Source organism: Streptomyces sp. NPDC058257, assembly GCF_042881845.1.
In the GTDB taxonomy this organism is placed as follows: Bacteria; Actinomycetota; Actinomycetes; order Streptomycetales; family Streptomycetaceae; genus Streptomyces.
This window is the reverse complement of sequence record NZ_JBHVXJ010000027.1, coordinates 14,765-28,467: the sequence shown is the minus strand read 5'-3', so window position 1 is coordinate 28,467 and position 13,703 is coordinate 14,765. Positions and strand designations below refer to the sequence as shown.

The following is a 13,703-nucleotide window of genomic DNA, read 5'->3' as shown; positions in this document are numbered from 1 at the left end:
CGGCGCCCGCGTCCTGCCAGGGGCCGGGCCCGGTGCCGTCGAGCCAGGCACCAGGTCCTCGCCGTTCACGCACACGATGCCGCACTCAGTGCCTCGGCGGCGGAGTACGTCAGCGCGGCAGACGCAGGAACACATCGGCCGCGCCGTTGGTGTCGTCGGGTACGAGGTTTCCGGCGGGGGAGTCGAACACCACCGCGCCGCCGTCCTCGCTGACGCCGGTCCGCGGCCCTGGTGCGGTGTCCTCGGACGTTGGCTCGCTCTCGTCGCTGATGAGGTGTACATCGCCGGTCACCATGTCCCGCAGGAAGACGTCCGCACTGCTGTCGCCGTCCTCCTCGGGGGCGAGGTTGGAGGCGGCAGAAGTGAAGGCCGCGTAGCGCCCGTCCCGGCTCAGCGAGACGTCGTCGCTCTCGCCATTGGCCGGAGTACCGTCCGGGGCGGCGCTGACCAGCCGCACACGCTTCGATTCGCGGTCGTAGAGGAAGACGTTGTGCGAGGCGGTCGGGGCCGGTCCCTCGGGGCTGAGTGCCCTGGAGGCCGAGGTGAACGCCACATAGCGGGCGTCACCGCTGAGGGCGGGGTCCCAGGACGGGGTCTTGCGGTTGTACTTGTGCGGAACGGTGATGAGTTCCGTGGTGCCCTTCTCCCGGTCGCGCAGGAAGACGTCCGTCGCGAGGGAGTGGTCCTCCACCCCGGCCAGGTTGGCGGTGTTGGAGGTGAAGGCGAGATACCGGCCACCCGAGTCGCCCGCGAACGCCGGGGCGAACGCGTCGCCTTCACCCTGCCCGCCCTCGTTGGTGAGCTGCGCGAGCTCCGTGGTCTTCTTCTTGCGGTCGTAGAGGAAGACGTCGTCCCGCTTGTTGGCGTCCCCCGCGACGAGATCCTCGGCGCCCGAAGCGTAGGCGACGTAGCGGCCGTCGCCGCTGACCACGGGGTCGTACGTCAGGTGGCCGCGCAGCCCGTCGTAGGACGCGCCGGTGGGGCTGATCCGTGTGGTCCTACCGGTGTTCCGATCGTGCAGGAAGACGTCGTCGAGGTCGTTCGGGTCGCCGCCCGCGAGATCGTCGGCGGTGGAGGTGAAGACCACATACCGCCCGTCGGGGCTGAGCGAGACCTCCCGTACGACACCGTGGCTCGCTTTTCCGTTGCTCTTGACGCTGACGCGCTCCGTCTTCCCGGTGCGCAGATCGCGGACGAAGGCGTCGGGAGTGCCGTTGGTGTCGTTCGCGACCAGGTTTCTGGACGCCGACACGAACGCGACGTAGTGACCGTCGGCGCTGATGGAGGGGTTCGTGGAAGCGGCGTTGCCCTGAACGCCTCCCGGACCGACGCTCAGCCGCTCGGTGCGCGGCGCGGCGGTGTCGGCGGACGCGCCCGCGGGTGCCAGGACGGTCACGGCGCAGAGGGCGGCGAGCACGGCGCTCGCGGCCGTCGCGCGCTGATGAACGGTCATCGGTTCCTCCTGTGTCGACAGCGGTCTGCGTGTGCCGTCCGGGCCCGTTCGTGAAGGGGGGCATGGCAGAGCGTGTCGATCCCCGTGCGCAGTTCCCGCCGTGCGCGGTTCTCGCCCGTGTGCAGTCCCCCGTGCGTGGTCCCCCGGGGCTTGGGCCCCGGCCGGTGCGAGCAGGCCGGCCAGGGAAGGCGGCAGGATCGCACCGGAGACCCCGGTCAGCAGTCTCTGCGGTGATCGGTCGTGACCAGGTGCACCGTAGCGAGCGAACACCGAGAGACCCCGGGGGTCAATGTGTCGCATGCCCTCCACGATGCGGATGCGTCGGTTACATCAGTGGGGGCAGGTCGCTACGGCGGACTTTTGTGCCGTACTCGCGCGCGACGGGCAACCATCGGCGCGGGTGCGACATGCCTCAGATGCCTCAGACCAGCTCGGGTTGCGGTTCCGGCTTCGGTGCCGGTGCGGCTTTCGGCTCCCACAGCTTGCTGGTCCGCACGTATCCGTGGACCACTGAAATCATCGCCAGGACAAGAAGCGGTCCAAAGACCCACGGGTGTTCGGCCATCTGCACCGGCAGATAGCGATACGACACCAGGAGCAGAGCGAAGACCGTTGTGCCGTAGGCGACCAGTTGAATTCCTGCCCGGTCCCAGCCACGGTCCAGCGCGCGCAGCGCCGCGTCGATCGTGAACGCGAACACCACGCCGGCGATGAGGTCCACGCCGTAGTGGTAGCCGAATCCCAGCGTCGCGGAGAGCGTGGCGATCAGCCAGAACACGCCCGCGTATCGCAGAAGTCGTGGGCCCTTGCGGGAATGAATGAAGATCGTGGTGGCCCACGCCGTGTGCAGACTGGGCATGCAGTTGCGCGGGGTTATCTCGTCGAAGGGTATGGCGTGCGGGTTCGCGATCGGCGGTGGCGTGTGCGGCCACAGGTTGGCAAGGGCCCACTGCTCGCCACCGGTTCCGAAGGCGCCGGTGCCATAGGTGAAGATCGGCCCGACCACCGGGAAGATCATGTAGATGGCGGGACCGAGCAGGCCGATGACCAGGAAGGTGCGCACCAGATGATGGCCAGGGAAGCGGCGCTCGACCGCCACGTTGCGCAGTTGGTAGAGCGCGACGATGACCGCGGCCACCGCGAGCTGGATGTAGACGTAGTCAAGGACATGGGCGCCGATCGAGCCGGTGGACGAGACCACCCGGCCCGCCAGCCATGACGGGTTGCCCAGCGCGTGGTCGGCGGTCGCCACGTACTGGTCGAGCACGGTCGGGCGGGTCTTCGACGTGATGAGCAGCCAGGTGTCACCGGTCTTGCGGCCGGCCACGAGCAGCAGGCTCAGGCCGACGCCCTTCAGGAGCAGGACGCGTTCCTGGCCGGTGCGGCGTGTGAGAGCGATGACCGCACAGCCCAAGATCACCCACAACGCGCCGTTGCCGAACATCATCTTGGCGTCGACAGCCCACCGCACCAGGAAGAAGACGACGTCGATCCCGACCGCGACACCGAGCGCGATGAATCGCTGCCGCCAGGTGAGCGCCACCATCATCAACGCCATACCGGCGTACAGCAGTGGCCCGGACTTGGGCGCGAAGATCACCTCTTGCGCCTGATTGGTGATCGGCCCCGCCACGCCGTAGTGGCGCGCCGCGATCTCCAGAGCGATGAGGAATCCGAGGGCCACCACGCTCACCGCGGTCCACAGCATCGCCCGTGGCTGACGCCACGCGACGAACATTGTTCTGACGTTTTCTCGCGAAAACATTCGAGATGCTATAGATATCAATGCTTCAGCCGATTTGTTAGGTGTCAGTTAAATAGCTCACTCTTCGTGCTAGATGGCATGGTTTTCTGGTGAAGGACGGCGATCACGGCACTCGTTGTGAGTTCGATCATGTTAGCGGAGTGCTGCGGATGGGTTTCGCGGGTTACGTGTAAGTGACACTGCCCCTTACCGGTCGGCTCTGCGATGGTGAAGTGATCGCTGAGACCTCACACTGGTGTTCTCGGGGCTGTCACGGAGGTAGCGCATGCCCCGCCCCGTCTGGTCCGGTGCGATCTCGTTCGGCCTGGTCACGATCCCGATCAAGGTTCTGCCCGCCACCGAGAACCACTCGATCTCGTTTCACCAGTACCACCTCGAGGACATGAGCCGGGTCCGTACCCGGAAGGTCTGCGAGATCGACGGCAAGCAGCTGACGAGCGCCGAGATCGGCAAGGGCTACGAGGTCAGCAAGGACACGATCGTCGCGGTCACCGACGCTGAGCTCGACGAGATGCCGCTGCCGACCGCGAAGGCCATCGAGATCGCCGCGTTCGTGCCGTACGAGAGCGTGGACCCGATCCGCATCGGGGAGGGGTACTACCTCCAGGCCGACGGGCAGGTCGCGGCCAAGCCCTACACGCTTCTGCGCAAAGCCCTCGAACGGAACAGCAAGGCCGCCGTCGCGAAGTTCGCGTGGCACGGCAGAGAACGCCTCGGCCTGCTCCGGGTGCAGAGCGGTGTGATCCTGCTGCACGCCATGAAATGGGACGACGAGGTCAGGGATCCGCAGCAACTGGCGCCCAAGGCGGTCGACGTGAGCGACGAGGAGATCGACAGGGCGGTACTCCTCATCGACTCCATGACCGCCGACGGCATCGCCGGTCAGGACTGGGCCACCGACCGCTACACCGAAGCCCTTGAGCAGCTCATCAACTCAAAGGCCGGAGGGAAGAAGCCGCCGAAGCCGGACGAGGAGGAAGCACCGGCCGGTGGACAGGTCCTGGACCTGATGGCGGCACTCCAGGAGTCCGTGTCCAAGGCGCAGGCCGCCCGCGGCGAGAGCGGGGGCAGCGGGGACAGCGGGGGCAGCGGAAAGAACGCGACCGTCCACGAGATGCCGAAGAAAAGGGCCGCCAAGAAGACGACCGCGAAGAAGTCCGCCGCCAAGAAGTCCACGGCGAAGAAGACGGCAGCCGGAAGAAAGACGGCACCGAAGAAGCGCGGGGCCTAGCCAGGTCTCGGGCCCTCGGGTGCAGATGCTGTGAAGCCCGTGGACCCCAAGGGGCTGGAGCATGGCGGCCGGAGTGCCTGGGATACCGTCCCTCTGACTTTGGGCAAGTGAGAGGGATGTAGTGCGGGTTCGGGCGCGTGGGTGGGGTGCCGGACGGTGGGCCACGTTCGGGGTGATCACGGTCGGTACGTTGTTGATGGTCGGCGCGTTGATCGCGGTGGGGGTGTCGGTCTCGTTCCTGGCGGATGCCGAGCGTGCCCCGGGGACGGTGGTGTCGCTGGAGTGGCGGGACGACATCCACGGCGTATCCCGTAAGCAGCGGGCGAACGACGGGCCCACGGCGTACCCGGTCGTCGAGTTCACCTCGGCGGACGGCACGCCGAGGACGTTCCGGGGCTCGGCGGGCTCCAATCCGCCGTCGTACGAGAGGGGGGAGAAGGTCGAGGTCCTGTACCGCGCCGATTCGCCCGAGGACGCGCGGATCAACGGGTTCACCTCGCTGTGGCTGCTGCCGGTCGTCCTGGGCGGGATCGGCTTGGTGATGGCGGGAATCGGGACGGCCATCGAGGTGGTCAGGCGCAGGCGTTCTTAGGCGTCCCGCCCCCACGGCCGCAGCTTCTCAGGATTGCGGACCGCCCAGATCCGGGTGACGCGGCCATCGGTGACAGCGAACGAGGCTACGGTCATGACGGTCCCGGCGCGCTGGGCCACCAGGCCCGGCATGCCGTTGACCGACCGCTCCAGGAGTTCGAGCCCCGGAGCCTTGTCGGCGATGGCGACCATGTACTGGGCGATGCGCGCGCCGCCCTCGATCGGGCGCAGGGCACTGCCGACCATGCCGCCCCCGTCGGCGGTCATGACGGCGTCCGGATCGAGGAGGTCGACGAGGGCCACGATGTCCTTGGACTCCCATGCCTCTTTGACCTGGCGTACCGCGTCGGCCTGCCCGCCCGCCGTCACCGTCTTCGGAGCCCGCGCGGCGCGCACCCGCCGTCGTGCGGAGGCCGCGAGCTGCTTGCAGGCCGCGGGGGTCCGGCTGAGGACGCGGGCGATCTCGGCGAAGGGGTACCGGAAGACGTCGTGCAGGACGAATGCCACCCGCTCGGCGGGTGTCATCGACTCCAGGACGACGAGGAAGGCCATGGTCACCGATTCGTCCAGGATCATCTGGTCGGCGAGGTCGGTGGCATGTCCGTGGTCGCGCTCGGCGTGGTCGGGCAGCGGATCGGGCAACCACGCGCCGACATAGCGTTCACGCCGGGCCCTAGCGGAGCCGAGCACGTCCAGGCAGATGCGGCCGGTCACCGTCGTGAGCCAGGCGCCGGGGGACAGGATCGCCTCCTGCCGGTTTCGGGGCAGCGCGTACCAACGCGCGTAGGCCTCCTGTACGGCGTCCTCCGACTCGGCCAGTGACCCGAGCAACCGGTAGGCGACATTGATCAGTTGGCGCCGCTCACCGGCTATCTCGTCGGTGCTCGCCCCTGCCGTCCCCATGCTCCTGACCGCCCCCTCGCCCTGCCTTCGGCCTTACCTTTGGCGGGCCCGCGTCGTCGGCCCTGTGAGACCTTATCGATCTACTGCCCGCAGGCGGGAAAGCCGCCCCCGGGCGGAAATGGGGACCGTTACATGGCAACCCAGGTGACGACGGCACAGCACCGCTTCTCGTTTCTGCAGATCGCGATCACCCTGCAGACCCTGACCATTTTCCTTCAAGCGGTCTCCGCCGGACTGCTGTTGACCGCGTCCTACGGAGAGGCGCTGCACAGTGTCGGAGCCCGCGTGATGTACGGGGCGTCGATGCTGTACGTGCTCGCGGCGGTCCTCGCGTGGAAGCCGGGTGGCGGCTCGCCCCGGCCCGTCTGGCACGCGTCCGGCTTTCTCGCCCTCGCCTCGGCCCAGGTCGTGCTCGGCATCGCGCACATACCGTCGGTCCATCTCCCCCTGGGTGTCCTGATGTTCGGACTGAGCGTGCTGGCGCTTGCGCGACGCTGAGGTCCGATACGGCTGAGGTCCGCTACAGAGGCAGCGCCGACGCGCGCCGCCTCCCATCCCCTGGCCATGAACAGTTACAGTTCCTTGCCCCCACGGCACCATCAACTCCCCCCACGACTGCATCCCGAACTCCCGTACACCCGTACGTGGTTCCACCGAAAGGGAACGTCAGCCGTGTCTCAACACCACCGTCTCAGACCGGCAGCTGTCGCCTCCGCGGCAGCTGTCGTCGTCCTCGCTCTCGGGTTCACCGGCACCGCGCACGCCGCCGCACCCGCCACGGCTGCCACCCACTCGGCGGGCAGCGCGAGCGGCGACCCGGGCCAGCCCGACAATCCCCTGTACGACGCCCCCGAGAGCTTCCGCGCCGACTCCGGGCGCGAGGCCGTCTCCCTCTCCTGGAGCTCGCTCTCCGCGGCCACCGCCTACGAGGTCCACCGCGCCGAGGCCGAGGGAACCGAGCCCGACGAGGTCGGCCCGTACGCACTGCTCGACACCGTGTCCACGAGTTCGTATGCGGACAGTGACGCCGACCCCGACGTCGAGTACGCCTACAAGGTCCGCGCCCTGGACGACGCCGGACACGTCTCGCCCTACACCGAACCCCGCCGCGGCACCCGGGACACCGTCGCGCCCTTCGCGCCGCGGGAACTCACCCGCACTGCCCAGGACGAGCGCGGTGTGACGCTGACGTGGCGCACCGGCGATTCGGACGCGGTGAAGTACGTGGTGTACCGCGCCGAGTCTCCCAACGCCCAGCGCGTCAAAGTCGGTTCGACGACGTCGCTGACCCTGCGTGACACGAAGGGTGAGCCAGGACGCCTGTACTCCTACGAGGTGCGGGGTGTCGATGCCGTCGGGAACGAATCCACGCCGTCGAACTACGTGATGGGCACCAGAACCGTCACCGCCGGTACGCCGCCCAAGGCCCCCGCCATCGGAAACGCACAGCTCGTGGGCAAGCGGCTCACTCTGTCGTGGTCACAGAGCCCGTACGTACCGATCTCCTCCTACACCGTCTACCGATCCAAGACCTCCCCGGTCGACATGACCGACCCGGCCAACCGCGTGGCCACCACGACACGTACCGAGTACACCGGCACGGTGGGAGAGGGCGAGGGCGAGCGGGACTACTACTACGCCGTCGTCGCCACGTCCCAGCACTCCGTCGCCTCGCCCGCCTCCGCATCGGTCAAGCCGGCGTACACGGAGCCGCGCCCGCCGGGCGCCACGCAGATCTACGAGGTCACACCGGGCGCGGGCAGCGTGCGGCTCAGCTGGTACGTCCCGCCGTCCGACGGCGGCGACGCACCCGTGGCCGGTTATCGCGTCTACCGGTCCACGAAGCCCCAAGTCACCAAGGAGAACGCCGAGGTCAGTTACACCACGAGTAGCTCGCAGTACCTGGACCGCGGTCTGACGGGGGGTACGAAGTACTACTACGCCGTCGCCGCCTACAACGAGGACGGCCTTGAGGCCGCCCTGTCGCCCGAGGTGTCGGCCTCGCCGACTTCCTGACGGACGAGGGGCCCGGAGGCCGCTACCGGCCTCCCGGCCCACTGCTGTCGGGAGAGGCCACGGTCGTGGCGCCGAGCGCGGGCCCGAGGGCGGTGGTGGCAGAGTGGAGGGGTCTGTTCCATCCCATGGAGGTACTCCCCGCATGCGCCTGCTGCTCATACGTCACGGTCAGACCCCGTCCAACCTGAAGCACCTCCTGGACACCGGGGCGCCGGGACCGGGTCTGACGCCGTTGGGGCAGGAGCAGGCCGCCGCGCTGCCGGAGGCCCTGGCGGGGGAGAAGATCGACGCCCTGTACGCCTCCACGCTGCGGCGCACCCAGCTGACGGCCGCGCCTCTGGCCGCCGCGACAGGCCTTGAGGTCCGGATCCGGGACGGGATCCGGGAGCTGATCGCCGGAGACCTGGAGATGCGCGGCGACGACGAGGCCGCCGCCCTCTACCTCGACACGGCCTTCGCCTGGTCCGGGGGCGACACCGAGCGCCGGATGCCCGGTGGTGAGACCGGCGTGGAGGCACTGGGCCGCTTCGATGCCGTCGTCGCCGACGCGGCCGCGACGGGAGTGGAGACGGTGGCCATGGTCAGCCACGGTGCCGCGATCCGGATGTGGGTGGCCGCCCGGGCCGCCAACGTCGACGTGGCGTACTCGGCCGGCCATCCGCTGGCCAACACGGGCGTGGTCATCCTCGAGGGGTCACCCGACAAGGGCTGGCATGCCCTGGTGTGGGAGGGCCGCCCGCTGGGCCCGGAAGGAGACTCGCCCGAGGACAGTGGCCCGGCAGGGGAGGCCACGGTTCCGGCCGCCTGAACCCCTCGGCGTTCAGGCGAGGGCGCGCCAGCCGTTCTCCAGTAGGTCGAAGGCGCGCGTGATGGCCTCGCGGGGGTCGTCGTGGCCGCGAGCGGCGCGCGGGGCTTCGAGGGCGAAGTGAGCCAGGGCGGTACAGGCGGGATCGTCCGCGGGCAGACCGCTCTCCTCGGCGATGACCCCGGCCAGCGCCGCGGTGTGGCGCAGCCACATGTTCTGGACGTAGTCACGCAGGGCCGGCGTGCCGTTGACCAGGTCGAAGAAGGGCGTGAAGCGGGCGTCGGCATCCGCGGCCGCCATGCGATGGAGCAAGGCGTGCCCGTACAGCGCCGCCGGGACGGACTGGCCGTGGGGCCGCTCGCGCACGGCGGCGAGCAGGCGGGCTTCCTGCGCGGCGTCCTCGTCGAAGACGAGGGCCTCCTTGACCGGGAAGTGCTTGAACAACGTCGTGGTGGACACGTCCGCGGCGTCCGCGATCTCCCGGATACCGACATCGTCGTATCCACGCTCCAGGAACAGACGTAGTGCCGCATCCGCGATGGCTTGGCGGGTTGCGGCCTTTTTGCGTTCGCGGCGCCCCATCGGAGCCGGCGGGGCTCCGGTCTCGGTGTCGGTCATACCAACACCCTACTCCTCGGTTGCCCAGCTTTAAAAGTTGAGTCGTTGCACTTATTGAGCTGGTGTGCTCTTCTGAAGTAGCGGCCGACCGTGAGCCACCGCCCGGCCCGCTCTCTCCTCGTTCTTCTCTCTTAGTCACCTCCGATCTCCGAAAGGAGCGATCAGTCATGTCCACGTCTGCGTCTCTCCCCGCCACCGCCCCCGCCGCTGGCCCTGCCACCGGGCCTGCGGGTGTGCCGAAGAACGTGCGCTGGGTGTTGCTCGGCGTCATGCTCGCGATGCTCCTTGCGATGCTCGACAACATGGTCGTGGGCACCGCGATGCCCACGATCGTCGGAGATCTCGGCGGGCTCGAGCACATGTCCTGGGTCGTGACCGCGTACACGCTCGTCACCGCGGTGACCACCCCGATCTGGGGCAAGTTCGGCGACCTCTACGGCCGAAAGCCCCTGTACCTGGCCTCGATCGCCGTATTCATCGTCGGCTCCGCGCTGTGCGGCGCCGCGCAGTCCATGACCGGTCTCATCGCCTTCCGCGCCCTACAGGGCGTGGGCGCCGGTGGCATCGGCGCGGGCGCCTTCACCCTGATCGCCGCCCTCGTGCCACCCCGGGAGCGGGGCAAGTATCAGGGCATGACCGCCTCGGTCATGGCCATCGGCACCATCGGCGGCCCGCTCCTCGGCGGATTCATCACGGGGCACTGGGACTGGCGTTGGGCCTTCTACGTCAACTTGCCGCTCGGCCTGCTCGCCCTGGTGTGGCTTTGGCTGATGCTTGACGTGCCCGCCCGGCGCATCAACGCGAAGATCGACTGGGCGGGGATCGCCCTGCTGACGATCTCCATCGGCGCCGTCGTCCTTGCCGCCACCTGGGCCGGCACCACCTACATGTGGGGCTCCTGGCAGATTCTCGCGCTCGGAGCCGTCGCCGTGATCGGCCTCGCCCTGTTCGTCCGCACGGAGAAGCGGGCCGACGAGCCGCTGTTGCCCCCGTCGGTGTTCACCAACCACCGCAACTATCCGCTCGCGGTGGCCATGATCCTGGCCGCGGGCGTGGTCATGTTCGGTACAGGGCTCTACCTTCCGCTGTTCCAGCAGACCGTCCAGGGCGCGTCGGCCACCAACTCCGGGCTGCTGATGCTGCCCATGATGATCCCGGTGGTGATCGTGTCCACCCTCGCCGGGAAGGTCATGTCCGCCACCGGCAAGTACAAGATCTTCCCGATCCTCGGCACCGCGTTCCTGACCGTGGGCCTGGCACTCCTTGCCACCATGGACACCGGCACCTCACGGCTGCTGACCGCGCTCTACATGGTCCTGGTCGGCATCGGTCTGGGCTTCACCCTGCAGATGGCCGGCACCGTCGCGCAGAACAGCGTCGCCATGCGGGACATGGGTGCGGCGATGAGCTCGGTGAACCTCTTCCGCACCCTGGGCGGTTCGCTCGGTATCGCTGCCTTCGGCTCGCTGTTCACCCGCGCCGTCCAGTCACACCTGCCAGGCGTCGGCCCCGCGACCGGCCCGGCTGCCGTGTCGAAGCTGCCCGCCGGGGCCAAGGACGCCTACCTCACCGCGGTCACCGACGGCACCCACCAGATCTTCCTCATCGGGGCGGTCCTGTGTGCTCTCGCCTTCGTCGCCGCGCTCCGCGTCATCGAAGTTCCCTTGCAGAAGGCGGGCCCGCCGCCCATCACCGATAAGGCCCGGAACGCCCCCGCCCCCACGACCGGCTGACGCCACCACCGCGCACACCTCGCCGGACAACACCGCATCGCACCGCACCACAGTGCGGCACTTCCGTGCCGCACGAACGGAGGACCACCACCATGAACACCACCCACACACCCCGCATCGCGATCATCGGGGCCGGTCCCGGCGGCCTGACCTGCGCCCGCATCCTGCAGGAGCATGGCATCACCGCCACCGTCCACGACGTCGACGCCTCCCGCACCGCCCGCGACCAGGGCGGCACCCTCGACATGCATCCGGACTCCGGTCAGCACGCCCTGCGCGCGGCCGGGCTGCTGGACGAATTCCTGGCCGCGGCCCGCCCCGAGGGCCAGCAGATGCGACTGGTCGGCCGGGACGGCCGGATACTGTTCGGCGCGGTCCCGCCCGAGGCCGACACCACTGAGGGCAACCCCGAGATCGACCGCGGCCAACTGCGCGACCTCCTCCTCGATTCCCTCAAGCCGGACACCGTACGCTGGGGCAACAAGCTCACCCGCGTCGAACCCCTGGGCGATGGCGTCCACCGGCTCCATTTCGCCGACGACGGCACGTTCGCCGATGCCGACCTCGTCATCGGGGCCGACGGAGCCTGGTCGCAGGTCCGCCGAATGCTGTCCGACGCGAAGCCGGTCTACACCGGCGTCACCTTCGTGGAAACCGGCCTCAGCGACGCCGACCGCCGCCACCCCGGCCTCGCCGAACTCACCGGCGCGGGCACGATGATGGCTCTCGACAACAACCAGGGCTTCGTCGCCCAGCGCAACAGCAGTGGACACATCCGTATCTACGTCGGCATGCGCACCGACGAGAACTGGCACCGGCAGGCGGGCCTCGACTTCTCCGGCACAGACACAGACACAGAACCCGACACCGCCGCCGTGCGCGAAGCCCTCCTAGGGGAGTTCACCGGCTGGAGCCCTGCCCTGCTCGGCCTCATCACCGAAACAGACACCGGATTCACGAACCGTCCCCTGTACGCCCTTCCGGTCCCGCACACCTGGCCCCACACGCCCGGCGTCACCCTCCTCGGCGACGCCGCCCACCTCATGTCCCCCTTCTCAGGAATGGGCGCCAACCTCGCCATGCTCGACGGCGCCGACCTCGCCCGCGCCCTCATCGACAGCCCCACCATCGATCAGGCCATCACCGCGTACGAGAAGACCCTCATGCCGCGCTCAGTCGAAGCCGCCGAAGGAGCAGCGGAGGGCATCGACAGCGCCTTCGCCCCCGACAGTGCCGTACAGACCCTCGCCCATATGACGCAGCGTCACTGAAGCTCACGATCGGCGGAGGTGGGGGCGTCCGGGCCGCTGGACGGCGTGTCCTGCGGGTATCCGCCGCCCGCCACGGCGGGGGCGCGGGTGCCGGCGGCAGGGGCGATGGCGATGGCCGCGGCGACGAACACCAGTACCACCACCATGGCGGACCGCAGCCCGTAGTGGTCGCCCAGGAATCCGAGGGACGGCGGACCCACCAGGAAGGCGACGTAGCCGATGGTGGCCACCAGGCTCACGCGCGCGGTCTGGTCGGGACCCGAGTCGCCTGCCGCGGACAGAGCGACGGGGAATCCCAGAGACGCCCCGAGTCCCCAGAACAGTACGGCCGCCGCGGCCACGACGGCACTGTCGGAGAAGATGACCAGCACGAGCCCGATGGCACCGGAAACGGCACTCGCGCGTACGACGGTCGCCCTTCCGAAGCGGTTGAGGAAGAACGTGCCGCTGAAACGCCCCACGGTCATCGCGGCGGCGAACCCCACGAAGACGAGCGAACCCAGGGCGGCGTCCAGGCCGTGGCCGTCGACCATGAGGAGGGGGAGCCAGTCGTTGGCGGCGCCCTCGGCCAGGGCCATGGCCAGGACGATGCCGCCGATCAGCAGAAGCTTGCGGTCCCTCCACACCGCGGGTCCGGCGTGCTGGGCCGCGCCCGCGGCGCGGGGTGTGTCACTGGTCCCGATACCGGCCGGGACGGCGCGCAGGGCGTAGACCAAGATCCCTGCGGAGACCGCGGCGACGGCGACCAGGTGCCAGATGACGGGGAAGCCGACGGCGGTGGCGATCATGCCGGCAAGGCCGCCGATGACGGTGCCGAGGCTGAAGCAGCCGTGCAGGGTGGGCAGGACGGTCGTTTCGGTGAGGCGTTCCACGTCGGCGCCGTCCACGTTGACGGCCACCTCACCGGCTCCCATTCCCGCCCCGAACAGGCACAGGCCGGCGGCGACCAGCGGCGCGGACGGCAGGGAACCGCCGCCTCCGATCACGGCCATGCTTGCGATGATCAGGACGGTGCCGAGCGCGATCACGGGCCGGGTCCCGAACCTTGAGACGAGGCGCCCGGAACACAGGATGCCGCCCATGGAGCCGACGGACAGGCCGAACAGGACGAGCCCCATCTGTCCGGTGGACACGCCCAGTTGATCGCGGACGTCAGGGGTGCGGGTGACCCAGGAGGACATGGAGATGCCCGGCAGGAAGAAAAAGAGATACAGAGCCTGACGGCGTCGGCGCACGGCGCGGTCTATCAAGGGGAAGCTCCACGGAATCCGGAAGAATGCTCGGGGCGGCGACAGGGCCGACGTCGGGGTATGTACA

At 69.0% G+C, this 13,703-nt stretch carries 12 protein-coding genes; 7 read left to right on the top strand and 5 right to left on the bottom strand.

Annotation, left to right across the window (positions count from 1 at the left end):
* Nucleotides 1-109 precede the first annotated feature (109 nt).
* Nucleotides 110-1,453, bottom strand: coding sequence for a hypothetical protein (locus tag ACFVXC_RS38210; protein WP_389915461.1), 1,344 nt, complete (start codon nucleotides 1,451-1,453; stop codon nucleotides 110-112).
* A 421-nt stretch (nucleotides 1,454-1,874) separates the two neighbouring features.
* On the bottom strand, nucleotides 1,875-3,191 hold the full coding sequence (locus ACFVXC_RS38205; RefSeq protein WP_389915458.1) for a phosphatase PAP2 family protein: 1,317 nt from the start codon (nucleotides 3,189-3,191) through the stop codon (nucleotides 1,875-1,877).
* A gap of 292 nt (nucleotides 3,192-3,483) precedes the next feature.
* On the opposite strand from ACFVXC_RS38205, the gene ACFVXC_RS38200 reads away from it, so the two are divergent.
* Together ACFVXC_RS38200 and ACFVXC_RS38195 are read left to right on the top strand one after the other, a co-directional pair.
* Nucleotides 3,484-4,449: a Ku protein gene (locus ACFVXC_RS38200; RefSeq protein WP_389915455.1), complete on the top strand. Its 966-nt coding sequence runs from the start codon at nucleotides 3,484-3,486 to the stop codon at nucleotides 4,447-4,449.
* 172 nt (nucleotides 4,450-4,621) lie between these two features.
* Nucleotides 4,622-5,041: a DUF3592 domain-containing protein gene (locus ACFVXC_RS38195; RefSeq protein WP_389915453.1), complete on the top strand. Its 420-nt coding sequence runs from the start codon at nucleotides 4,622-4,624 to the stop codon at nucleotides 5,039-5,041.
* On the opposite strand, the gene sigJ is transcribed toward ACFVXC_RS38195, so the two are convergent.
* Nucleotides 5,038-5,943: an RNA polymerase sigma factor SigJ gene (gene sigJ / locus ACFVXC_RS38190; RefSeq protein ID WP_389915450.1), complete on the bottom strand. Its 906-nt coding sequence runs from the start codon at nucleotides 5,941-5,943 to the stop codon at nucleotides 5,038-5,040. The two genes, ACFVXC_RS38195 and sigJ, sit on opposite strands and share 4 nt — an antisense overlap.
* Before the next feature lie 132 nt (nucleotides 5,944-6,075).
* Between sigJ and ACFVXC_RS38185 the strand changes: the two genes are divergently transcribed.
* The 3 genes from ACFVXC_RS38185 to ACFVXC_RS38175 all read left to right on the top strand — a co-directional run bounded on the left by ACFVXC_RS38185 (nucleotide 6,076) and on the right by ACFVXC_RS38175 (nucleotide 8,767).
* Nucleotides 6,076-6,441 carry a hypothetical protein gene (locus ACFVXC_RS38185; RefSeq protein ID WP_389915447.1) on the top strand — a complete coding sequence of 122 codons (366 nt, stop codon included), beginning with the start codon at nucleotides 6,076-6,078 and terminating at the stop codon, nucleotides 6,439-6,441.
* Nucleotides 6,442-6,615: 174 nt separating this feature from the next.
* Entirely contained in the window at nucleotides 6,616-7,959 is a 1,344-nt protein-coding gene (locus ACFVXC_RS38180) for a fibronectin type III domain-containing protein (protein ID WP_389915445.1), read from the top strand.
* 142 nt (nucleotides 7,960-8,101) lie between these two features.
* Nucleotides 8,102-8,767 carry a histidine phosphatase family protein gene (locus tag ACFVXC_RS38175; RefSeq protein ID WP_389915442.1) on the top strand — a complete coding sequence of 222 codons (666 nt, stop codon included), beginning with the start codon at nucleotides 8,102-8,104 and terminating at the stop codon, nucleotides 8,765-8,767.
* Nucleotides 8,768-8,779: 12 nt separating this feature from the next.
* Here ACFVXC_RS38175 and ACFVXC_RS38170 read toward each other — a convergent pair whose 3' ends face one another.
* Nucleotides 8,780-9,382: a TetR/AcrR family transcriptional regulator gene (locus ACFVXC_RS38170; RefSeq protein WP_389915439.1), complete on the bottom strand. Its 603-nt coding sequence runs from the start codon at nucleotides 9,380-9,382 to the stop codon at nucleotides 8,780-8,782.
* Between the two features lie 167 nt (nucleotides 9,383-9,549).
* On the opposite strand from ACFVXC_RS38170, the gene ACFVXC_RS38165 reads away from it, so the two are divergent.
* On the top strand, nucleotides 9,550-11,115 hold the full coding sequence (locus ACFVXC_RS38165) for an MDR family MFS transporter (RefSeq protein WP_389915436.1): 1,566 nt from the start codon (nucleotides 9,550-9,552) through the stop codon (nucleotides 11,113-11,115).
* Nucleotides 11,116-11,207: 92 nt separating this feature from the next.
* The gene (locus tag ACFVXC_RS38160) at nucleotides 11,208-12,386 is read left to right on the top strand and encodes an FAD-dependent oxidoreductase (RefSeq protein ID WP_389915434.1); all 1,179 of its coding nucleotides are present in this window, start codon (nucleotides 11,208-11,210) and stop codon (nucleotides 12,384-12,386) included.
* Here ACFVXC_RS38160 and ACFVXC_RS38155 read toward each other — a convergent pair.
* A complete protein-coding gene (locus ACFVXC_RS38155) occupies nucleotides 12,380-13,636 on the bottom strand; it encodes an MFS transporter (RefSeq protein WP_389915432.1) in 1,257 nt (418 codons plus the stop codon). The two genes, ACFVXC_RS38160 and ACFVXC_RS38155, sit on opposite strands and share 7 nt — an antisense overlap.
* Nucleotides 13,637-13,703 lie beyond the last annotated feature (67 nt).